Raw genomic sequence first — 22077 nt, forward strand, 5'->3', positions numbered from 1 at the left:
GGCGTTTCGCTTCAGTCGGCATCGTCCGAGGACGAGATGACGCAGGTCAGCGACATCAACGTGACGCCGTTCATCGACGTCATTCTCGTGCTGTTGATTATTTTCATGATTGCCGCGCCGTTGGCGACCGTCGACATCCCTGTCGACCTGCCGGCATCGACGGCGGTGCGCCAGCCACGTCCGGAAAAGCCGATCTTCATTACGCTCAAGGCCGACCGTACGCTGGCGGTCGGGGAGACGCCGCTCTCGCGTATGGCGCTAGCTGCCTCGCTGGCCTCGCTGACATCGTCGGATCACAGCAAGCGTCTGTTCGTTCGCGCTGACAAGACCGTTCCCTATGGCGAGGTGATGTCGCTGATGAACGATTTGCGGTCTGCAGGGTATCTGAAGATCGCCCTGGTCGGGCTTGAGTCCGCGAGCGGAGCCGGGGAAACCGCGCAATGAGCATGTCGCGCCTTTACAGCCACATTACGCGGAAAGAAATGCTGCGCTGGGGCACCTGCTTCGTTGCAATGTTGTCGCTACATGGCGCGGTCGGGGCCGCGCTGCTCATGACTCCGGCCGAAGGAGATACATTCGATACCGTCACGGCAATCGAAGTCGATTTTACGACTGAGTCATTCCGCGACGCCGAGGCCCGAGACGTCGCACCGGGCGAAGAGCAAATGCAGACCGACGAGGCTCCTCCGCCTCAGGAGAAGGCCGAAGTCAAGACCGAGAAGGAGCCGGAGCCCGAACCGCCGCTTCCGCAGGTAGCCGAACCGGATGTTGCGCTGGAGACCCCTCCTGAGCAGAAGAAACAGGAGGAGGAGAAAAAAGAAGAGAAAGAAAAGACTCCGAACGCAACGCCACCGGTGGTCGCCTCGTCCGTCACGACGGCGCCAACCGCCGCGGCTGCACGTAAGGCGCCACTCGTGAGCTGGAAACGGAAGCTGGCCCTTCACCTTCAGCGCAATAAGCGATACCCGCGGGATGCCCAGGCCCACCATGAAACCGGAACAGCGCGGGTGTTCTTCATCGTTGACCGCAATGGTCACGTTATTTCCAGCCAAATCGCGAAAGGCAGCGGTTCTGCAGCTCTCGATCGTGAAACGCTCGAACTCCTGCAACGCGCGCAGCCCTTGCCTCAGCCTCCGAACGACGTCGGCGGTACTCAGTTTGCTTTTACGATGCCGATTCTTTTTGAGTTTCAATGATCCCACGCCTGGCAAGGCGCGCGCTTAGTTTCGGCACTCGTCGGAAACTGACACAATACGAAACGACAGCCGACCGGATCCTTGCCCAGGAATCGGATTGTCGACGATTATCTTCCGGCGGGTTGCTTGATCGCGTTGCCGAACTGCGCCGGCGGGTGCAGGCCGGCTCGGCCATCGATGGGATCAAGCAAGAGGCTTTCGCGCTGGCTCGCGAAGCTGCGTGGCGTGCGCTGAGCGAGCACCCTGTTCCGGTGCAGATCATCGGCGCTCTCGCCCTTCATGACGGTCATCTCGCTGAGATGAAGACCGGTGAAGGCAAGACGCTAACCGCCGCGCTCGTCTGCGCGCTCAATGCTTTGACGGGCCGGGGCGTTCACGTCGCCACGCCGAACGACTATCTGGCTGAACGCGACGCCGCCTGGATGCGGCCGTTCTACGACTTGCTCGGACTCAGCACCGGCGTCATCACGCAGGAGATGGACGACGACAGCCGGCGCGAAGCCTATCGTTGCGATATTACCTATGGCATCGCCAGCGAGTTCGGTTTCGACTATCTGCGCGACAACCTGAAATTTTCGGCCGCGGAAACTGTGCAGCGCGGCCATGCATTCGCATTGGTTGACGAGGCCGACGCTACCCTGATCGACGAGGCCAGCATGCCCTTGGCGCTGTTTGGGCCGCTTGGCGATCACTCCGGCTTTTATCACGCGATCGATGCCGAGGTCGCCTCGTTGCAGCCCTCACACTACGAGATAGATCATCGTCGGCGCGTCGCGCTGACCGAGGCGGGATACAGTGAGATCGAATTGCGGCTGCAGCAACAAAGATTGCTGAAGGCTTCGACGACGCTGCATGACATTGCGTCGATCTCACTGCTCCACCACGTCATGCAGTCGCTGCGGGCTCATGTGATGCTCGCGCGCGACCGCGACTATGTGGTTGAGAACGGCAGCGTGACCATTGTCGATCGGCTGACGGGCCGACCGATGCCAGGGCGGCGCTATGATGAAGGGCTGCATCAGGCCCTCGAAGCCAAGGAAGGTTGCGCCATCGGAGAGGAAACACGTACGCTCGCCTCGATCACGTTCCAGACCTATTTCCAGCGCTACGCCAAGCTATCTGGCATGACCGGCACAGCAAAAGCGGATACAGAAGAATACCGAGATATCTACGGCCTCGACGTGATTTCAATCCCGACACACCGACCGATGATCCGTGTCGACGAAACCGTGCTTCACTCCACCGCCGCCGGTAAGTTTCAGGCGATCCTGCGGGAGTTGGAAGACGCCGCCGCGCGCGGTCAGCCCGTGCTGATCGGCGTTCCATCAATCGAACAATCGGAAGCATTGGCAGCGATGCTCCAGGCCAACGGCTGGCGGCAGCAAAACGCTCCAGCTCAGAATCCAGGTTCAAGCCGCACCTTCTCCATCCTTAACGCCAAGCATCACGCCCGCGAAGCCCAGATCATCGCTGAAGCCGGCGCTCCGGGCGCGGTGACGATCGCCACCGCAATGGCCGGCCGGGGCACGGATATACGGCTTGGCGGCGAACATGCCGATGCGCTAACACGCGCCAGGGTGATTGCCGCAGGCGGACTGCTGGTTATCGGCACCACCCATCACGATCATGGGCGGATGGATGAACAATTGCGCGGTCGTGCCGGAAGGCAAGGCGATCCGGGGCGATCGGTCATCCACGCCTCGCTTCAAGACGAGTTTCTGCGGACTGCTGCGATCAACGCGCCGCCAACGCTGCTAACAGAACAAGCCGCCACGATCGCGCCTTCGGTTGCGACCCGCCTGGTCGAGGCGGCGCAGAAGCGGCATGAAATGCGCAGTTTCGATCGCCGCCTTGGACTCCTGCGTTTCGACACAATCATTCAACGCCAGCGCGACAACGTTTTCGATTTGCGGCAAAGCATCCGCGATGGAAGCGATACGCTCATGTTGGTAAAGCGCCTGCGTCATGAGACGGTCGACGACCTGATAAATCGTTTCGCCACGCCAACCGCTCCATGGGACATTGCCGGGCTGGATCACGCCATCCGGTCCGTCCTGACTCTTGCCATTGATATCAGACCTCCATCGAGCGATCCTAAAGCCGACGCAAAGGTCCTCACCCAGCTCATCACTGCGGCGGCCGATCGCTGGATCGACGGCAAGATAGCCAGCATGGGTGAGACGATGTTTATTGATATCCTTCGCCGGCTGATGATGGCGCTGATCGATCACCTCTGGTCAGAGCAATCGGAACGCCTCGACCATCTCAAGCGCAGGATCGGCGACCGCGGGCTTCCACCGCACAAGGTCGTTGCCGAATTTCAGCTTGAAGCATTCGCACTATTCGAACGAACGATCGTCGATTTCCGTCGCGACGTGACGGCCTATTCCATGCGCGTCGGCATACTTCCGTCGTGAGAAGCCCCCGCCCCTCATCAAACGTCCATCCATAAGCTCTCGCCAAGATCCTTCACCTCGCCACAGGCTGCGGCGCGGGCGTATTGCCCGTCAATCGCGTTTACCGGTCTCCAAGAACTCCTTGGACCAGCCGTAGCACATTGGAGCGACGATCCCCTCGCGTCAACAAAGCTGACCCTCGCCTACAAATTCAAGTTCGTGTGACGCCATTTCTCGATCAATACGATCCGCCGATAATCGGACGTATGCTCGGGCGGCGGCGCGGTTGGTTGATTGTGGCCATTCTCGCTGTCATGGCCATGCTGACCGGGATCGCTTTTGGCAATCCAGGATATTGGATCTGGTGGACAGTCGGTTTCTCAATCGCACTCGGAATCGCGGGCGCAACGCTCGATCTGGTGCTCGACGGTTGGCGTATCACGAGCGTGCGTCCACCGGAGAAACAGGCGGCTGTCCTCATCGGTGCCGCTCTTCAAGCACCAGGGATTCACAAATACCGACATCGCGCCCGTGACCGAGGTCTTCGGTTTCTGGATCGCGCTTGGTGCCACCTTCATGGCCGGTTGGCTGATCCCGCGTATCGGCATGATGTCGAGCCTCCTCATTGGCACCGTCGCGGGCTCGGCCTCTTATCTCGCGCTCGCGTTTCCAGCGGCACATGGCGGGGATGGAGGTAAGGCGTTCTGGACCTTCGCGCTGACCGTCGGCATTGAAGGAAGGAAGCCAATACGATGAGCAAATGGCTTTCAGTCTGCCGTTCCGACTATATTGGGCGTGCGATTTAGTTTAGACTCACCGCTGGTGTTCTGTTCTCCTTTAGCAGCTTTCCTTATACGTTTCTCGTAATCAGAGAGGATCATCGTGCGATCGTTTCAACGTCTTGCTATGAGCATCGCATTCTTCGCGGCGATCGCGGTAGGAGCTACCAACGTTTGCGCCGAAGACGAGCCGCTTGGCGTTCGGCTGGTCAATCAAATGAACGCGCGCTACGGCCAGCATACGGGCGTTCGCGCGAACCACGCCAAGGGTGCCGTGTTTGAAGGTATCTTCACGCCGGCGCAAGGCGCGGACTCCTTCAGCTCGGCTGTATTTCTCAAAGGCGCTCCGACGCCGTTGGTCATTCGATTCTCAAATGCAGGCGGCGTCCCTGATGCGCCCGACACCCACCCTTCGACCGGCGGTATCCGCGGCATGGCCATCAAGTTTCGTCTCTCGGATGGCAGCGAGCAAGACATTGTCTGTATATCGGCCAACGGGTTTCCGGTGGCAACCGGCGAGGATTTTCTAGCTCTGCTCCAAGCCGTCGGTGCGAGCGGTCCCAATGTCCCCAAGCCGACGCCGGTCGAGAAATTCTTGTCGATTCACCCTGCGGCAGCAGCGTTTGTCACCACGCCTCGGCCTGTGGCTGTCAGTTACGGCACGCAACCCTTCTTCGGCGTGAACGCGTTCAAGTTTACCAACACGCAAAAAACGAGCAAGTTTGGCCGCTATCGCATCGTACCGGAGAGCGGCCCGGCCTACGTAACCGACGAGGAGGCGGCGAAGCGTCCTCCGAATGCATTAGCTGACAATCTACGGGCGTCACTCGAAGCAGGACCGGTCAAGTTTCACCTTTTGGTGCAGGTTGCCGCCGCTGGCGATCCAACCGCGGACGCTACGAAAGTCTGGCTGGATAGCCGTCCGACGATAGAACTCGGAGAAATCGCAGTCATCAAGGCGTTGGATACGAAGAAGATCGAGAACGATCTGCTATTCCTGCCGACCAATGTGACGACCGGCATCGAAGCTTCGGATGACCCGATCATTAATACGCGTACCGAGGCGTATGCCGAGTCATTCAGTCGCCGCACCAAATAGATCGTTCGCCAGGTCATATTGACAGAGTCGTGACCATAAAAAGATCGTGGGGTTGTCAGCGGCAAGCAGCAACGGGTCCTAATAATTGCCGAAGGTTACCTAGGAGTTTTTCTGTTGTCCGCCTTTTCAATTTTTGTTCAGCTTCAAGCGTCACTTGGATGAGAGCGCATTACAAGGAGTAGCGATGACGATGACACAGCTGGCCGCGCTGGGGCAACGCACGCATCCAAGAGGTGTTGCGCGCGCAACGCGACGCCTACGCCAACTTGAATAAGCAGGCGCTGCACTACGCTGCCCGAGGCGTCACTATCAACGAGATTCACAACGTGTATGAGGTGCCGAAGAGCCTGCGCGATCAGTGGGCTGCGCGGAGCTACCATGGGGATGTGCAGAACAACGCGCGAGCGGTAATCAACCGCTTCCTCGGCCACTACGACGGCAATCCGGCTAACCTGATCCCGTTATCACCGAAGGACTCCGCGCCACTATACGTGGACATGATGGGCGGACCGGCAAAAATCATCTCGAAGAACGAGGAACTACTTGGGCAGGGAAAATATCCGATTGTGCACCGATCTAACGTGCCGGACTTGAACCGAGCGTCAGATTGGTAACACTTGCCGCGAAATTCAGCCCGACCGATCTTTCGGTCGATAGCGGTTGGAGGATGATCGTGCGGCGGGATCCACCGATCAGCGCGTTGGCTCCAAAGCCCGGCCCAAATGCGATATTACCGCTGACACCCACATAATTGCCGCGCAGGGTGCCGGGACCGATGCGTGAGTTCCTAGCAAGAACGGCCCACGAAAGGACCGCTCCGCTGGTCACTCCGAGGTCAAGACCGACGCGCCTGATCCTCCCTTCATAGACGTACTGCCGCCCCGAATTTCCCGCCCGGAATACGCAACGCAAGTCCTGCGCCGAGCCGAAAACTTGTCCAACGCGCGGTGTACTAGCGCACAAAAGCCTGCCGACCCTGAATCTCTCCGCATTGGCGGGAAGAGCAACGATGCAAATCAAAGCAGACACGCAAATGGTCGCGAGACGCTGACTCATCATCTAAATCTCGTCGGGGCTTTTGTGTCGGCTGGATGCGGCGCTCGTTTGACCGCTATTGCGAAACCAGAACGTGATGCCGAGGCCGATCAGAAAGACAGCCGCCAGCAGAAATAGGAGAATAGACTGCTTCAGCCAGGATATCATTGGAACCGCTGCGCCCATCGCAAGACCGAGGAAAGCGGTCTGTAGCGACAGAAGGCTCACGCCCGCGAGGAATGTCCCCAACGCAAGCAACGTAAGGAGAACAAGACTGATTGCTGGCGTCGTCAAAAATTGACTAACGCCCGACAGTAGTATGATGTTCATCGCAACTAGGACAGCGATCCAGTGTAGTGCCTGGGTCCAGACGAGTTGCCATCGCGCCTCTCTGCTGTGCACCTGTGACCACTTGCTGATCACGCCGGTGACGCCGATCGCGATTGCCAGAAATTCCCAATAGCCGACGAGGGGTTGGCGCGACGCGTTCGTATACGCGACCCCGGCGATAGACAGCACCAGTGCAACGATAAAAGGAAACTGCTCCCTAACGAAGCGGGTCACCGGCGACCGCGCCACCGAAGGGTTCGTTCGATCGTCTCGTGTAGCTTCAATTTCATCCATCGGTGCCTCATTGACGATTCGCGGCTTGCTGGGGGATCATCGCCGATCGGAACGTTCCGCCTGTTTTCATGTCGTTCATCAATCGGCCAGCCCGCCGAGCCACCTAGAGTGAACCAGCATCCTAGATTGCCGAAGCCCGTCTTGCCCATCAGGGATTTTCCCTAGGAAGCAGGCTCGCCGTTCCTTAACGACGACCAAATCTCGTGCTGAGCAATCACACCAACAAATGATCCTCGCCACAGGCAGAACCGTGAGTACAATGCGCTCAGGCTGCCGTTCGATCATGCCATCTAAGAGCGGTAGTCAGTACATTTGGCCGAAATTTTCAGGGTTTTGTGGGATATTCACCTGTGTTGCCACTAATGTAACTGCTGGTTTGCAGTTGATCGCGCTCTTTATAGCCCGACGTTGATGAGCCGGAAAACGGGAACGACGCCGTGAAGCGCTTCGTCATAGCAGATGATCATGAAGTGGTTCGCTCCGGACTTCGCGCGCTTGTCGAAACGCGAGCCGACTGGATCGTCAGCGCAGAGGCCGTCAATGGAGAGCAGGCTGTCGCGCTGACGTTAGAAACGCGGCCTGACGTCGTCATCGTAGATTATTCAATGCCACTGATGAATGGGCTGGAAGTAAGCCGCCGCCTCAAGTCAAAGGGCGTGCAGGCCGCGATCTTGGTCCTCACGATGCACGAAAATGAGGAGTTGTTGACTGAGGCCATTTTGGCCGGCGTTCGTGGCTTGCTGTTCAAGTCAGATGCAGGAAAACATTTGATTGCCGCAATCGAGGCACTACTGGACGGCAGGCCCTATTTCACCGGCGTTCTAATGGAGAAATTACTTCATCACTATCAGACCAACAAGCAAAACAAGCTGGACGTCGTGCTCACTCCGCGCGAGCAAGGCATCGTTCAACTCATTGCGGAAGGGCATACGAACAGATCCATCAGCGGAATTCTGAAGCTCAGCGTGAAGACCGTAGAAACCCATCGCGCATCGGCATGCGAAAGCTGGGTATGTCCTCGACAGCCGATCTAGTCCGTTATGCCATCCGCAAGAATCTGGTCGCACCCTGAAGACGATCTGGATCTTACATTCAAGATGCGGTCGCAGACGCCGGCCAAACCAGCCACACGGCTGATGGCCGTCGAGCCAGGGCATCTGGTTCCCACCGGCTCCCGGTGTTAGAGTAGTCCATCTGCTGATAGCGCGAATGCCTGCAATTTGGAGGTAATTTGCCATGAATGCTCTGATTCCCGCAGTCGAGCTACTAAAGGCGAGCAGCGAGCAGCCGCTGCGATGCGCACTCGACATGAACACATCTTCCGTTTTGCCCCCTGAGCAGTTCGACTTCTTTCGCAGTTGGTACGCGGGCATTGCCGAAGTCTCGCTTTTCCAAGAAGAGTGTTCCTCATTTCTGGCGCATCAAATGGTGTGGGACTTTGGAAAGTTGACTTTCATTTACCTCACATTGCCCTATTGCCAATTTGGTTGGCGGCATTTGAGCAGACCCACAATAGACAATTGGTATTTGACCCTACTGTTACCTAAAGCTCAGGATTCCAGAGACGATTTTGAAGCTGGAGATTTAGGCTTGCAGTCTTTCGCGGACCCGTTCGAATACATATCAAAGAAAACCGATTTCCTTGCTTTTGTTCTGCCCCGAAATCTGCATTTCATCCAGTCGTCAACAATTGAAATACGCAGGAATTCGAAACAACTCCTGACGGACTACATGCTTCTTCTGCATCGCTCGCTTCCTCATCTGAGGAGCACCGACGCGCTGAACATCGCCGCGGCAACTACCAGCCTGCTCGCCGCATGTCTCGCACCATCACGCGACCGGATCGCCGAGGCGCAGCGCCCGATCGAAGCCGTTCTCATGAACCGCGCTTCTCAAATCATCGCGAAGCGCCTGTCGGATCCAAAATTGACGCCGGACCTGCTCTGCCGTGAGATCGGCGTATCGCGTTCCGGGCTGTACAGAATTTTCGAGTCGGTTGGAGGCGTTGCGAATTACATTCGGCGTGCGCGCCTGTGCAAGACGCGTGACGCGCTGGCCGACAGTTCGGACGGACGATCGATCTTCGCCATTGCTGAGCAATATGGCTTCATGGATCCCTCCACATACAGCCGTATGTTCAAGAAAGAGTTCGGCATTTCGCCACGAGACGCGCGCACGGAAGGTTGGCTAAACCTCAAATTCGCACGGCCGACTGACAGGACGCCAACGCTTCGCAATCTCTTGCTAGGAAACTATTGGGACCGCTCTAACGATGTTGATCGGCTCTGACGCACTCAAGGCCAGCGGTAAATTGTCAAGCGCTCTTGAGACAGCGCCACAAAGGTCATGGTCCTTTCGTCTCAACCCGCTGAAAGCAATTTCGCCAGCCAGTTCAGTGAGGCATGTTGTTCGCAAATCGTCAGGAGCGCGATTGTTACGGGAAGGCCTATGAATGCACCTGGTATCCCCCAGAGAAATGCCCAGAAAAAGAATGCAACCAGCATCACGAACGGCGATATCGCGAGAGTTCTACCGGCGATGATCGGCTCAAGATAGCTTCCGATCAAAAATTGGATCAGGTACAGGCTAAAAAATACAAATAGCGCCATCTGCCAGGATTCGAACTGCACGCTGGCGAAAAGCACCGGGAGTACAATCGCAACCAGCGTGCCGACATATGGAATATAGTTCAATACGAAAGAAATGATTCCCCAGGCCGTTGCCAGGTCGAGGCTGATCGAGAACGTGAAAGCGAAGACCGCCAAGCCTGTTACTATGCTGGCCGTGGTTCGTATCATCATGTATTTGCGAATTTTCCCAGCGATCTCTGCAGTCGTTCGACAGATATCCTGCCCGATCTTGGGTGCCAACGAGTCCAGTCGCGTTCTGAAATCGTCCAGTTCCGTCAGACCAAACGTAAGCAGGAGAAATACAGCAATGCTGAACCCGGAAAAGTAATTCGCTCCAGACGCGATCGTCCGAAGGACGCCGACGAACGCACTGGCATCGTACTGACCGACCCCTTCCGTGATGAAAATGCCGTACCCTGCCAGCCACAGGGTCCATCGCTCGTAAAGGGCTTGAATGCTCGCGATGTTGGCGATTGTCCAGTGGACCACGTCATCAATGCTCCAGACGATAGCCATCGTGAACACGAGCATGATGACAAGCGTCAGAAGAATGGTGAGAGACAACGCGGCAAACTTCGAAAGCCTTGCCTCAAGCGCCTTTTGAATCGGCCAGACGAGCGCCATACCGAAGAGTGCGAAGGCTATGGGTTCAAACAATGGTCGCGCGAGGTAAAGCGCAGCGGTTATCAGAAAGACCGCAAGGAGAAGCTGGACGCTGTGACCGGTTTCAAATCGACTCGGATTTGGCACGGTGTCGTTCATCGGCTGCCCCTCATTTAATGGAGGCGAAATCGTCATTAGCGAGAGTCATCCGCTGCCGCCGTTGTAACCTCGGCGCCCTTTTTTCCATATCTTGACGATCCACTATTCTGGATAAGAGTGTTCGGTATCGGCATGCACGCCACGCCGAGCGGGAGTATCCGGCTCGCGGATTATAATGAACGCCAATATGTTCCCTGGTCCGACATCGAGTCGGTGCGATAGGCGGCCATTGTCCCGTTCTGCGCAGCAACATATTCTGCAACAGTCTCGCCGAACATGTTTCGTTGCACGGCAATCTTCTGGCCGGCTTTGACCTCCTCGTCGAGCTTCGCCAGATATTCGACGAGACCGCCGTGGGTTGCTATGATCGGAGCTGCCCCATTGCCGATCTTCATGCCGGCATCCGCCGCGGTCCGCCCAATCGCGCCACCGATCACACCGTAATGCTTCAGAACGTTCGTGGTGCCTTCGACAAACAGGTCGATCATGCCACCGTTGAGAATCCGCGCGGCGCCGACTTCAGGTGTGAAGCACGGGATGCCAGCGTCGACGAACGCATTATGCAGAACCCCGGGATAGGCGGCATCGTCCCACATTTGCCCGACGGGATAGAGGTCCGTCATGGTCTTCACGTCGGGGATACTGCGATCGCCGATAATGAACGCAGCAATTTCCAGGCCCGTAGCTCCGGTATGGAAGTCGATCGCAAGGTCGGAGTTCGGTTTCAGAAGCCGGTTGAATAGAAGGCCAGCGTGACGGCTCGTGGCACTCGCCCCGTTCTCGTTTCCCGGCCACTCGCGATTCATGTCGATGAGGCCGATGCCGCGCCCAGAATTGGGCCATCGGCGTTGCATGCTCTCCAAGGCCGGTCGCGCGATGTCCAGCACAGCCATGACCGTCCCGGACATCTGCTTCGGATCGAGTTGCTCCATCACAGCCTGCACCGTGCGGATCGAGCTCATTTCATCGCCATGCACGCCGCTGGTCAACGTGAAACGCTTGCCGGGTCGAGCGCCCTTGGCCACGACGACCGACACGTACCAGCACTGGCCGCCCGGCGCCTGCACACCTTGAAAATAGAGCTGGTGCTTTTTTCCGGGCTCGAGATCCGCAACATCAAGCCGGCTGACAACCTTTCTCTCCTGAACCGTTTCACCTGTATAGATGGTTCCGGCCCTCGCCTCCTCTTTTCCAGAAGTCTGCTGCGCGGTCGCGGTGGCGGCTTCCCCGATGACGATGGCCGCCGCCCCAGCAGCGGCGATGGAGCCGGTCATGAAGTCGCGCCGATCAAGAATATCTCTATCTTTGGCTGAATCTGACATGGGCACTCCCCCACGGGTGGGAACTTTGATCACGCGCCGCTTCATAACGATATCTCGACGATCCGGAAGTGCGACGCCGCGATCGGCGTCGTCCGTTTGGCGCCCTCCGGATTAGGCCAGCAGTTCAGCATACGCATGGGAGTATCCCCCACAATCGCGAAGGCCTCGAGGTGCCCCTCTGTCGCTCTCGTGCGTGAAGGCCGTCACATGTTCTGCGCAGACTGATTCCGAAGCACGACGCTCAACATGAGAGCAGAAACACCTAATAACTCAGGACTGTCAGCTCGTTATGCGCAAGCGTCTAACCGCTTACGCATAAGAGGCACGCCTCACACCAACAGTCCAACGCCGACGATCTTTCTTTCGAATAATGACAACGTCGTCCCATCTTTCTCATTGTTAACCGAACCCGGCTGAGGGTGTTGGCGGCGCAGAAGCCGCGGCCTTTGCGAGGATGTCGCGTAACTTCTGCTCCTTGTTATCGTCGAGCGACGTTTGCAGGACCGTTCCGCCGGAGTCCTTGATTTCTCGCAGCACCTTGTCCGCTGTCATATTCTTGATGAGCAAAAACAGGGCTGCGCTCCCGGCATCGATCTTTCCCGAAAGCTGCTTCATAAAGGAGTCGTTGATGCCGAAGTCCGATAGCGCTCCTCCGAGCGCCCCCGATGCCGCTCCGACAGCCACGCCGATCAACGGATTCAAGAAGACCAGACCGACCAAAAGTCCCCAGAAACTGCCCGAAGCGGCCCCTATTGCGGTCGTATTAACAAGCTGGTTGAGCTTAACATTTCCATCGGCCCCCTTCACTGCGATCACGGCATCGTTGATCGTGATCAGGTAGTCCTTTTGAAGAGATAAAAGGCGCTGCCGAACCTCCTCTGCCTTTGCTTCAGACGGATAGACAATCACGACCAGATCGGACATCTATATCTCCCGCGTATCATGAATGAGAACGGCTGATGAATACGGGCATTTGTTCAGATGCCACGCTCGTTGCGATCAGGCAGGTCCGCTGAGAGGGCGCTGGCAAGACAGCGCGAAGCAGTCATCACGCACTCAATCCCGCACTTCACCGGTTACCATCAAATCGCTTCCGAAATTGCAGCATGGCATCCGGACTTGCCGGCCCATTGAAGCTAATAGCGGCATCCCATCAACGTCTATCGGAAGAAACCCCGAACAGAGACATGAGGGATACTCCCAAACGGTCCGGCAGAATCCGGAGAGACGATCAATCTGCGCCGCAATTTCAACCCCGTTCAATGTCGCCCCGGAAGTCGACCATCGTTCAGTTCATCACGATGCCAGGCGAAGCTAATCACTACGAGCAATAGCTTCCAGCGGCCGTCTCACCTGGAATAGCTTCAGAATTGCGAAGCAGGCGGATGCCGCAGCAAGGTGCTTCAGCGTGTGTCCGCTAAGAATTCCACCGAATGAATAAACCTGATGGTCATAATGCTCCAGCAACTTGGCTAATGCATAAAGTGCCACAGCGGCGCCCCAGTAGGAAGCGCCGGTGTATTTGGGCGGAAACAGGCTTAGAATTAACACCAGTGCAGTAAATGGGAAAAATTGAGCCCACGCGTATAGTCGCAGATCATCTGTCCAGCGCCACATCAGAAGACTGAAAATGCCGACTGCAAGCAGCGGCCGCAGCAACACCACGCCGGCCTTTGGATCCACGCGCTCCTCAACCACCGCCGAAAGTATCGCGGCGAAGCAGAGCGTCATCGGTAATCGATCCCAGAACAACGTCTGGTCACTGGGATTGAGATGATAATAGGATGAGCCGAACCCGGTTAGGAAAATTCCGCCAAATAATACGAAAGTTGTTGCGCTGCGTCCGAACTGCGCGAGACCAACCGCGCCCACGGCGATAAATGGAAGATTGGACACGACATTCCAGAAATTCGGTATGCCGAACACTTCGCGCTGATCGGCAAACTGATGATAGTCCTGGTTCTGCAGCAAGGGTGGAATCGGCAGTAACGCCGCAAGCGTAACAATCATCAATCCGTACAAAAACAGTACCGGACGATCGCGAACTATGCTGCCAACTTTCATCAGCGATGAGCCTTGAAGCGATGTCGGATTGCGCAACACTTCATTGCTTGAAAATATCTGCACGATGGTAGCGCAATGGCGTCCGGAAGCAAGAGATGGACACAAGATTAGTTTTGATCACCGGCAACGATTTGGCGAATCGCACTTGGCAAATAAAACCTGACAGACAGTCGTTTGCTGGCATGCCGCTGTTCATGATATCTGATGCGATCTTACGTTCGGCATCCGTAATAGTTCGACGACGCTGGTGGAAGAAGCCATGAGTGTGCATTTCAGGTTTCTGACTTCATCTTTGCGCTGGCTGAAGAAGGCTTTTGGCTTTTTCTGTCTCGCTCTGGCCCTCACATGGGCGACTCTGGCCATCTACTATTCAAATCTCCCATGGCCCGGATTACGCATCGCGCTAGCGATAGTCTTTGCAGCGTTCACGATTTGGGCCATCTGGTTTTCCCATCGGCGACGCATGTCCGTGATGGCGGCTCTGCTGTTCGTCGGCGTGGTCGCATGGTGGATAGCCATTCCCCCTTCGCATGATCGTCCCTGGCGACAGGAAGTCGCGGTGATGCCACGAGCCATCATCGACGGCGACAATGTGCACTTCACTGGCGTCCGCGACTTCGACTATCGCAGCCGGAGCGACTTCACGGTCCGCTACCAGGAGCGGGATGTTCAGCTGTCTCATCTGACCGGTCTCGACTTCTACGTAGCCTACTTTGCTGAGGGGCCAGTCGGGCACACCTTCGTGAGCTTCATATTCGACAATGCCGAGCCGTTGAGCATCTCCATCGAAACACGGCCGGAGGTTGGCGAAGGCTTTGCGCCCGTCGCCTCCCTCTTCAAGCAATTTGAATTGATCTACATAGTCGGCAGCGAACGTGACCTGGTGGGTGTGCGCACCAATCACCGCCACGAACCGGTATATTTATATCGCCTGAATACCTCTGCGGAGAGTGCGCGCCGGCTATTTCTTGTCTATCTGAACCGGATCAACGAACTTGCCGACACGCCTGAATTCTATCACCTGCTGACCAATAGCTGCACCATCAATATTATCCGCTACGCCAATGCCGCAGGCAGGCAGGGGCGGTTCGATATCCGCCACCTGCTCAACGGATTGATCGATAGCTATCTTTACCACTCGGGCCGAGTGGACACGACGTTGCCGTTCGAAGAACTGAGGCGACGTTCTCTCATCAATGAAGCCGCGCAGGCCGCCGACGGAAAATCAGATTTTTCTGAGCGCATCCGGGCCAATCTGCCAACGATTCCGCGATGAACTACGTGATGTCCACCTCATCAGAGATTGTTGCTGGTCCAATCCATGCCCGCAAACGAAGTGAGGTGAGAATATTTCCTCAAGTACTGCAATTACTGGAAAGATCAATCGCCGGTCTGTTACGGCTCTATCATGTTGGACCTCACCGCGTATCGCACGAGGCTTGCGATTGAATTGATCTCTAATTTCCGCATGGCCGTCGCACGATGAGCTTCGGTGGTCTTCACACTGAGATTGAGGAGGGAGCTAATCTTTTTATTGCTGTAGCCTTCGGCCACCAGCGTGACCACATGCCGCTCGCGCGGAGAGAGCTTCTGGCCCCCTGCGTCCGCGCCGTTCTGTTCGCGGCGCGGCCCGGCGCTAAACCGCCCATCATCGAACGACCTATGCATCATTAAAGCCTCTACGGCCGCCAACAACATCTTGTTTGCGTCAGATTTGACCAGATATGCGCGCGCACCGGCCCGAAACGCTTCCTGTGCCAGCACCCTGGACTCATGCACAGTAAAGATTAGGACTTCCGTCTCCCGCAAATGTTTGCTGATGAGTCGCGCAACTTCGACTCCCGTCATATGCGGGAGCGAGAAGTCTAGGATTGCAACGTCGGGGCGCTTCTCAAGGGCGACCTCGAACGCCCTCCTGCCGTCATCCACATCGGCAATGACCTCCCAACCGGGACGCTGCTCAAGCACCGCACGCAACCCAAGCCGGACGGCGGCATGGTCGTCCGCTATGAGAATTCGTTTCATCTTCCAGAAGTCCTCCGGAGGACATTCTCGAACCTCAGGATAAATCACTAGGTAGAACTATCTATGATGGCGAATCCCATTAATGGACCTGGCGTCCCAAAATATGTCCGCACCCTCGCCGAGATTCTATTCTGGGAAAGCGGCAATTCGCGACCGCTGGCACGAGTTTGACTTCGGCCCGCGACCCCGGGAATCGTTAAACTCTGCGTTTTATGGCGTATTTGCTTTGGCCTTGGCAGTCGCCGCTACCGTCTTCCGTTTACGCACCTTCGTCGTAAAGCCATGAGCGAACAGCATATACCGTCGTGCCAGAGTGCGGCACTGCCGGATCTGAATGGATTTCGAGTCTGCCGCCGATCTGTTTCAGCCTCGCGCTCATTGTCGGAATTCCAACACCGGTGGATATTGCCTTCACGCCGCGGCCCGCACGCGCGGCTAACAGGCCGCATCCGTTATCGTTGATCATAAGGCGGATGTGAGCATCAGTTGCCTCAAGGACAACTTTGACCTTGGTGGCCTTCGCGTGCCGAAATACGTTCGTAAGCGCTTCCTGGGTGACCCGTAGCAATAAGCGCTGATGCTCTTTTGGCAATCGGTCGACAGCGCGCGTGATTTTCGTACTGACATCCAGCGACGTTCGCGTGGCGAAACTTCGCGCATAGCACTCAATCGTCGTTTTCAATCCGTCGACCGTCAGTGCTTGAGGATACCGCAAATAAGTGAATGCGCGGATTTCCTTTAACGCCTCGCCGATGGATGCATCAACTTCATCGAAAAGTCTCTCGGCATTGATCGAAGCGCCTGGGTGGGCGCGCATTCGCATGAGACTAAGGCTTGCGGCAATCAGGTGCTGGCACGTGGAGTCATGGAGCTCGGATGCGAACCGCTGATGGATGTCCTCCTGAATGGAAGCAAGGCTAACATTCCTACGAATGTCATCCTCCCCGCGCAAGATCCGGTGGCTACCGATCAATCGGACACAGCCGTCTGGCTGGATGACCGGAACGGCCGTCGTCTCCGTGTCATGCCTTGAACCTCCAAATGCAAGTCCGTGACGGACCCTGACTTCGCTCCCTTGTGCAAGACATGCCTGGAAAGCTGAGCAAATTAATCGAGCGTCTTCCGCGCCCATATAGTCGAAGACATCCAGTTTCCTGATCTTCCGTGACGAAATTCCAAGGGCAGCCTCGAAGGCTGGATTGATGGCCTCATACGCAAAGCCTCCCGCGCCCAAGGGACGCACAGCAAAAAGAAGATCCGAAGCGCGATTCCAGTAAAGCTGATCGCAGCTTGCTTCCGAACCGGTCAGTGACACCTCGCCAAGCACGGTTCTGCGCGTCATTGTGCTGCTCACTATTCACAGAGTAGATACCCTACTATCTTGAATATGCATGTGGGCGCGTAAGCACTACAAGATACCCCTTTATAATATTCAAGATCCCGCCGCGGAGGAGATCAACACCAATTGATCGGATAGATTCCCGATTCGTCGCGAAGATACCTCCCAAATGGGCCATTGCCTTGCCGCTTGCAGCTGCTCGAGACTGCGCCAAGGCGGCCCTTGACCGTGAGAATCGAATCCTCCCAGGCTATTCAGTGATTCCTTTGGAGCAATAGGGCAAAGCGGTAGCAACCGTCGGAGCGGGTGGAGTTGCGGAGACGGGCCGCGCGGGCTCGGATTGTGGGTTCGCCGGTCTCAAACGATACACGCACCACCATAGCTGACCCCGGAATCGCACAATTGGTCATTGTCTGGCCATCAAGTTTTCGGAGACGGCTGAGGGGAATCTACCGTTTGGATTTCAAAGTTGCCATCGAATAAGGGAGAACTGCCGATGATCCGCCGACTGTGGGTCGTAGCGTGGGCGTTGAGTCTCTTTTCTATGCTGGTTGTGGCCGGCGCTCAGGCTCAGACCGCACAGGCGCCGACATCGCCCAAACCAGATGTGACGCAGCGGGCAGATTCTCCTTCGGATGCGCCAGCCACCGCGCAGCCAGCAAAACAGCCTGCTGCTTCGCTCAACACGGCCGAGATCGTTACACGTGCCAACAAAAATGTCGGCGTTGACATCGAGAAGAGTATCAACGGCTGGGAGCAGGAGCTTTCGCGCCTGGAAGGTGACCTAAAAAAGCCCCGCTTGAGCTATTCCGAACTGAACGACCTCCGTGACAAGCTCCAGCGCGTTCGCAGCGAGATTGGAAGCTTTGGCAAGCAACTTGAACCTGTACTCGCAGCCGCCAAGGACCAATTGGGCCTGCTCGGGCCGGCGCCGGCCGCCGGTCAACCACCCGAGCCGGACGACGTCGCGCGAAGTCGGGCCGACCGGACCTACTACCATGGGGTGTTGACCGGAGGTCAGAAGGAGATCGACTCCGCCAATCTGCGCATCGACAAGCTCATCGATGCCATCCAAGACATCCGTCGAAAGAATTTCGCGACGCGCCTGTTGCAGCCGCTACCTGGCATTTACTCGTCCGAGACCTGGTCGAGTGTGCCGAACTATGTTCCATTGGCCACATACCGCGTTCGCGACATCGTGGCCGACTGGTGGGGCAGTCTTGGCGATCAGGACGATGTGAAGCTCCTCGTTTTCGAATCCGGACTGCTCATGCTCGGGCTCGCTGTTGCCGCCGCCTTGGGAACCTGGCGGTTGCGCCGCCGGCGATCCGAGGACGTTGATCAGCCATTCTGGCGGCGGGCTGCAGTCGCGGGCGCCATCGCCTTGTTGTGGCTCTTGCCGGTCTTGCCGATCGCTTTCCTCTACGGGCTGGTCGCCGACACGCATCAACTGCCTAAACGTGTCGATTGGCTGCTGTACACGACTGCGCAATCCATCATCACCGTTCTCGCGGTCAGCGTGCTCGTCATCAGCGCGTTCGCACCGAGGATGCCGCATTGGCGGTTGATCCCCGTCTCTGATCGCACAGCACGTCGAATTTGCGGACTCCTTCTGGCGCTCGCAATCGTGTACGGCGTAACCAGCTTGCTCTACATGGTCACCCGTGTTGTGCAGGCCCCCTTTGCGCTGACGATCGCGGTTGCGCTTCCGTCGAGCCTGCTTTTGGCCGGAATCATCGTTGCCATCCTTCTTACGCCGCTAGAGGGGCAGCACCAGGACCAAAGCCTCTCACCACGGCTCCTCGCCGTGCTTCGGGCCCCTGTTTGGATTGCAGTTGTCGCGATCATCATCTCGACATTTGCCGGATACCTGGCGCTTGCCCGGTTTCTCGCGCAACAATTGGTCGTAACCGTCTCCATTATGGCGTTTGCCTATCTCCTGCTGCTGTGGGTCGATGGGCTGATGCAGGGCTTGGGCGACGACCGTGCAGCGACAGGCCGCTGGCTCAAGGAAAGCTTTGGTGAGCAACACCAGCGGCACGAGCAGTTGGCTCTGCCGATTGGCCTGCTCCTTAAAGCCATCGTGGTCATACTGTCGGTGCCCCTCATTTTGCTCCAGTGGGGGTACAGTTGGCCGGAAGTCTACGACTGGTACTCGCAACTCTTCTTCGGTTTCCGGGTTGGCAACACCCAAGTATCCATTGCGGTGCTCCTCGCGTCGGTGATGGTGTTCGGGCTCGCCTATGGCGCCGCGCGACTTTTCCAGGGCTGGCTCGATGAGCGGGTTCTCAAGGCGGCGGGTATTTCGGGCGGCCTTCGCGATTCGATTCGCGTTGGAGTGGGATACGGCGGCGTCGTCATCGCAACGCTTGTGGCCTTCTCTTACGCAGGCTTCGACCTATCCAATCTCGCGATCCTGGCCGGCGCATTCTCCGTCGGCATCGGGTTCGGTTTGCAAAGTATCGTCAATAATTTCGTGTCGGGGCTGATCCTTCTGGCTGAGCGCCCCATCAGGGTCGGTGACTTGGTCGTCGTCGGAGGCGAAGAAGGTTATGTTCGCAAGATCAGCGTGCGTTCGACCGAGGTCGAGACGTCTGAGCGAGCGAGTGTTGTGATTCCGAACTCCTACTTCATCACGGAGAAGGTGAAGAACTGGACATTGCGCGATAACAGACGTCGTATCGCGATCCCGGTTAAGGTTGCGAATGGCTCCGATCCGCGAGCGGTCAAATCGATTCTGCTCAAGGTCGCGCAGGACCATCCCAGTGTCCTGACACTGCCTGCGCCGTCGTTCGATTTTGAAGATTTTGGGGTAGATGGCCTCACGTTCAAACTTTACGCTTTTGTCGATGTGCGTGCGGGCGGCAACGTGACCGCGGATCTAAGGATCGCTATTTTGGAAGCCTTCCAGGAGGCCGGGATTTTGATCCCGTCCCGGCATGCGGAGGTCACGCTGCAGACAATCGACCTGTTGCGTGAGACGGCGGAACATCTCTCAGGTGACACTCAAAAGACAAAGGTCAAAACCAAAGGGTCTGCTTCAGGGCAGCTTGCCAATCTACCAAGACAGTCGGCAAATCTCGTCAGACCCTAGGCTTGTTGCAAATGCCGAAACCTTGCGATCTCATGAGCCTAGGGGACTCGATCCAACAACCTGCGTTTCATGAACTGTCCGGCTGATTTGAGCGCCAGCCGTGCATCCGTAAGGCCGGCATTCCAGAGAGGCCACGCATGAATCATTTCTGGCCACACCTCCAAAGTCGTCGCAACGTTGGCTTCCGCGGCAGCTTCCGCAAAACGTGTTGAGTCCGAGAGCAATGTTTCAGCAGAGCCGACTTGAATGAGCGTCGGTGGAAATCCTGCAAGGACCGAAAACAAAGGGGAAAGAAGTGGGTTCCTGCGGTCGAGTGATGTGGGAGCATAGGCATCAGCTAGCTCCACCAGGTAGCCACGATGGATAATTGGATCGATATGATCTTTGCTCTCCAACGTCTTTCCGGACATGGTGAGATCAGTCCAGGGTGAAATCAGCCACGCGCACGCCGGCAAATCTTCGTTCGCCTCTCGCAAGGCGTTGATCAGGGCGATCGTGAGATTGCCGCCGGCGCTGTCGCCGCCAACTACAATATTCCGCGCGTCAATGCCTTGCTGGCGCAGATACCGCCAACCGATCATGGCATCGTCATGCGCAGCAGGATGTTCCGGCGCTAGCCGATAGGCAATCGCCAACGTGCTTATACCAGCGGCGCGCCCGGCCTCTGTAACAAGGCGTCGATGGCTCGCAATTGAGCCCGAACAGTAGCCGCCGCCATGAAAATACAGAAGTACCCGTGTGGCGTCCGCCCCGGGCGAAAGCGACCATTCCCCTGCTACATCTCCGCAACCGACTGTTCGCAGCTCTACATCGTCCGCCACCGGCCAAATTGAGCCGACCTCATCGAGACGTTGCCTTCGCTGCTCCCATCCGATCGGACGAGGCTTTGAAGACAGTATTGCGCGGATACTTTCAATCTCTCCCTCAGCCAAGGCGTCTCCCCTCGATAGCCACCAAAACAAATGGGGACCGTACTGCGTAGATACCTGCGGCGCGGTCTATCTCGACGCGCCGAACGTCACAGGCACTTCACCCTCAGTGGTCAATGGAGTCCCCTGACAGAGAGAGGAGCACCATGCCGCAGTATTGCTTTCACTTTATAAACGGGAATCCACTGATCAATGCCGTAATCGTGGATTTGTCTGACCTCGACGCAGCCAAAGCCGAGGTAGCAAAATTCGTTGGCGCGGTTTTGATGTCGGAACAACCCACCAACAATCCGTTCTCGGTAGATTCTTTATTCAGAACTCAATGACTTTTACGAAGAATATGACCGCACTGCCCCCCAGCAACCGGAGGCATTTCCTCATTATATATATACTACTATAACGTGTAACCGAAGTCATTCGGAATTCATTCTGACGGTAAGGTAGAAACAATACACCCCGTGGACGATGTTGAGATCAATGTTGTCGTGACGATCGGACACGAAGATGAAGAACCAAAGGTGATTTCTCGCGTCACGCGCCGAGCGGTCACCATGTTTGATCTCACGGTTGATCACGAGCGCTACGCGCAAAACCGTCATGATCGCAGAGCGGCAATCATCGGTTGCATGAACCGGCTTTAGTGTTGCCTTTCAGTCCCACCCGGAAGTTTCCCTCACCTAAAAGAGATGCCTGCATGTTGACACCGCGCTGTACGATGTATAGCGAGAAACATATCGATAGGCTATCGGCCGGGGGGCATCCCGAGTCGTCCTGTTTTTAGAT

General features: G+C 56.7%; 17 protein-coding genes and 2 pseudogenes. 10 read left to right on the forward strand and 9 right to left on the reverse strand.

Features of this window, described 5'->3' with window-relative positions:
* Positions 1-36: 36 nt before the first annotated feature.
* The 6 genes and pseudogenes from exbD (at position 37) to GGQ85_RS16035 (ending at position 6084) form a co-directional block, all read left to right on the forward strand.
* Positions 37-444: a TonB system transport protein ExbD gene (exbD, locus tag GGQ85_RS16010; protein WP_079448154.1), complete on the forward strand. Its 408-nt coding sequence runs from the start codon at positions 37-39 to the stop codon at positions 442-444.
* Positions 441-1196 (forward strand): energy transducer TonB family protein, encoded by a 756-nt coding sequence (locus GGQ85_RS16015; RefSeq protein ID WP_309775347.1) that lies wholly within the window; start codon positions 441-443, stop codon positions 1194-1196. Before exbD ends, GGQ85_RS16015 begins: the two co-directional genes overlap by 4 nt.
* Positions 1193-3613, forward strand: coding sequence for a preprotein translocase subunit SecA (locus GGQ85_RS16020; RefSeq protein WP_309775348.1), 2421 nt, complete (start codon positions 1193-1195; stop codon positions 3611-3613). The genes GGQ85_RS16015 and GGQ85_RS16020 overlap by 4 nt, the downstream gene beginning before the upstream one ends.
* Positions 3614-3778: 165 nt before the next feature.
* Positions 3779-4330 (forward strand): annotated as a pseudogene (locus tag GGQ85_RS21080) (AmpG family muropeptide MFS transporter); the annotation flags it as partial.
* A gap of 144 nt (positions 4331-4474) precedes the next feature.
* A complete protein-coding gene (locus GGQ85_RS16030; protein ID WP_309775349.1) occupies positions 4475-5470 on the forward strand; it encodes a catalase family peroxidase in 996 nt (331 codons plus the stop codon).
* Positions 5471-5706: 236 nt separating this feature from the next.
* The gene (locus GGQ85_RS16035; protein WP_309775350.1) at positions 5707-6084 is read left to right on the forward strand and encodes an alkyl sulfatase dimerization domain-containing protein; all 378 of its coding nucleotides are present in this window, start codon (positions 5707-5709) and stop codon (positions 6082-6084) included.
* Here the strand turns inward: GGQ85_RS16035 and GGQ85_RS16040 are convergent.
* Both GGQ85_RS16040 and GGQ85_RS16045 read right to left on the reverse strand, forming a co-directional pair.
* Positions 6047-6529: a DUF992 domain-containing protein gene (locus GGQ85_RS16040; RefSeq protein WP_079448488.1), complete on the reverse strand. Its 483-nt coding sequence runs from the start codon at positions 6527-6529 to the stop codon at positions 6047-6049. The two genes, GGQ85_RS16035 and GGQ85_RS16040, sit on opposite strands and share 38 nt — an antisense overlap.
* A complete protein-coding gene (locus GGQ85_RS16045) occupies positions 6530-7129 on the reverse strand; it encodes a hypothetical protein (protein ID WP_309775351.1) in 600 nt (199 codons plus the stop codon).
* A gap of 437 nt (positions 7130-7566) precedes the next feature.
* Between GGQ85_RS16045 and GGQ85_RS16050 the strand changes: the two are divergent.
* Positions 7567-8201 (forward strand): annotated as a pseudogene (locus GGQ85_RS16050) (response regulator).
* 164 nt (positions 8202-8365) lie between these two features.
* A complete protein-coding gene (locus tag GGQ85_RS16055; RefSeq protein ID WP_309775353.1) occupies positions 8366-9418 on the forward strand; it encodes a helix-turn-helix domain-containing protein in 1053 nt (350 codons plus the stop codon).
* Positions 9419-9489: 71 nt separating this feature from the next.
* Here GGQ85_RS16055 and GGQ85_RS16060 read toward each other — a convergent pair whose 3' ends face one another.
* The 4 genes from GGQ85_RS16060 to GGQ85_RS16075 all read right to left on the reverse strand — a co-directional run bounded on the left by GGQ85_RS16060 (position 9490) and on the right by GGQ85_RS16075 (position 13970).
* Positions 9490-10521, reverse strand: coding sequence for an AI-2E family transporter (locus tag GGQ85_RS16060; RefSeq protein WP_309775354.1), 1032 nt, complete (start codon positions 10519-10521; stop codon positions 9490-9492).
* Between the two features lie 170 nt (positions 10522-10691).
* Complete coding sequence (locus tag GGQ85_RS16065) at positions 10692-11843, reverse strand: M14 family metallopeptidase (RefSeq protein WP_309775355.1); 1152 nt, start codon at positions 11841-11843, stop codon at positions 10692-10694.
* A gap of 399 nt (positions 11844-12242) precedes the next feature.
* Entirely contained in the window at positions 12243-12767 is a 525-nt protein-coding gene (locus GGQ85_RS16070; protein WP_309775357.1) for a DUF1269 domain-containing protein, read from the reverse strand.
* Positions 12768-13157: 390 nt separating this feature from the next.
* The gene (locus GGQ85_RS16075; protein WP_309775358.1) at positions 13158-13970 is read right to left on the reverse strand and encodes a ceramidase domain-containing protein; all 813 of its coding nucleotides are present in this window, start codon (positions 13968-13970) and stop codon (positions 13158-13160) included.
* Between the two features lie 184 nt (positions 13971-14154).
* On the opposite strand from GGQ85_RS16075, the gene GGQ85_RS16080 reads away from it, so the two are divergent.
* Positions 14155-15183 carry an Lnb N-terminal periplasmic domain-containing protein gene (locus tag GGQ85_RS16080; protein ID WP_309775359.1) on the forward strand — a complete coding sequence of 343 codons (1029 nt, stop codon included), beginning with the start codon at positions 14155-14157 and terminating at the stop codon, positions 15181-15183.
* A 119-nt stretch (positions 15184-15302) separates the two neighbouring features.
* On the opposite strand, the gene GGQ85_RS16085 is transcribed toward GGQ85_RS16080, so the two are convergent.
* Both GGQ85_RS16085 and GGQ85_RS16090 read right to left on the reverse strand, forming a co-directional pair.
* The gene (locus GGQ85_RS16085; protein ID WP_079448485.1) at positions 15303-15932 is read right to left on the reverse strand and encodes a response regulator; all 630 of its coding nucleotides are present in this window, start codon (positions 15930-15932) and stop codon (positions 15303-15305) included.
* 259 nt (positions 15933-16191) lie between these two features.
* Positions 16192-17274 carry a sensor histidine kinase gene (locus GGQ85_RS16090; RefSeq protein ID WP_309775360.1) on the reverse strand — a complete coding sequence of 361 codons (1083 nt, stop codon included), beginning with the start codon at positions 17272-17274 and terminating at the stop codon, positions 16192-16194.
* A gap of 493 nt (positions 17275-17767) precedes the next feature.
* Between GGQ85_RS16090 and GGQ85_RS16095 the strand changes: the two genes are divergently transcribed.
* Entirely contained in the window at positions 17768-20365 is a 2598-nt protein-coding gene (locus GGQ85_RS16095; protein ID WP_309775361.1) for a mechanosensitive ion channel domain-containing protein, read from the forward strand.
* Positions 20366-20403: 38 nt separating this feature from the next.
* On the opposite strand, the gene GGQ85_RS16100 is transcribed toward GGQ85_RS16095, so the two are convergent.
* Positions 20404-21297 carry an alpha/beta hydrolase gene (locus GGQ85_RS16100; RefSeq protein WP_309775362.1) on the reverse strand — a complete coding sequence of 298 codons (894 nt, stop codon included), beginning with the start codon at positions 21295-21297 and terminating at the stop codon, positions 20404-20406.
* Positions 21298-22077 lie beyond the last annotated feature (780 nt).

The organism is Nitrobacter vulgaris (assembly GCF_031453995.1).
Classification (GTDB): Bacteria; Pseudomonadota; Alphaproteobacteria; order Rhizobiales; family Xanthobacteraceae; genus Nitrobacter; species Nitrobacter vulgaris.

Excerpts from the sequence above, each read along its gene's own strand:
- GGQ85_RS16055 (WP_309775353.1), top strand. The coding sequence starts at position 8,366 with ATGAATGCTCTGATTCCCGCAGTCGAGCTACTAAAGGCGAGCAGCGAG.
- exbD (WP_079448154.1), top strand. The coding sequence starts at position 37 with ATGACGCAGGTCAGCGACATCAACGTGACGCCGTTCATCGACGTCATT.
- GGQ85_RS16090 (WP_309775360.1), bottom strand. The coding sequence starts at position 17,274 with ATGACGCGCAGAACCGTGCTTGGCGAGGTGTCACTGACCGGTTCGGAA.
- GGQ85_RS16015 (WP_309775347.1), top strand. The coding sequence starts at position 441 with ATGAGCATGTCGCGCCTTTACAGCCACATTACGCGGAAAGAAATGCTG.
- GGQ85_RS16045 (WP_309775351.1), bottom strand. The coding sequence starts at position 7,129 with ATGGATGAAATTGAAGCTACACGAGACGATCGAACGAACCCTTCGGTG.
- GGQ85_RS16060 (WP_309775354.1), bottom strand. The coding sequence starts at position 10,521 with ATGAACGACACCGTGCCAAATCCGAGTCGATTTGAAACCGGTCACAGC.
- GGQ85_RS16095 (WP_309775361.1), top strand. The coding sequence starts at position 17,768 with ATGATCCGCCGACTGTGGGTCGTAGCGTGGGCGTTGAGTCTCTTTTCT.
- GGQ85_RS16065 (WP_309775355.1), bottom strand. The coding sequence starts at position 11,843 with ATGTCAGATTCAGCCAAAGATAGAGATATTCTTGATCGGCGCGACTTC.
- GGQ85_RS16070 (WP_309775357.1), bottom strand. The coding sequence starts at position 12,767 with ATGTCCGATCTGGTCGTGATTGTCTATCCGTCTGAAGCAAAGGCAGAG.
- GGQ85_RS16020 (WP_309775348.1), top strand. The coding sequence starts at position 1,193 with ATGATCCCACGCCTGGCAAGGCGCGCGCTTAGTTTCGGCACTCGTCGG.
- GGQ85_RS16040 (WP_079448488.1), bottom strand. The coding sequence starts at position 6,529 with ATGATGAGTCAGCGTCTCGCGACCATTTGCGTGTCTGCTTTGATTTGC.
- GGQ85_RS16085 (WP_079448485.1), bottom strand. The coding sequence starts at position 15,932 with ATGAAACGAATTCTCATAGCGGACGACCATGCCGCCGTCCGGCTTGGG.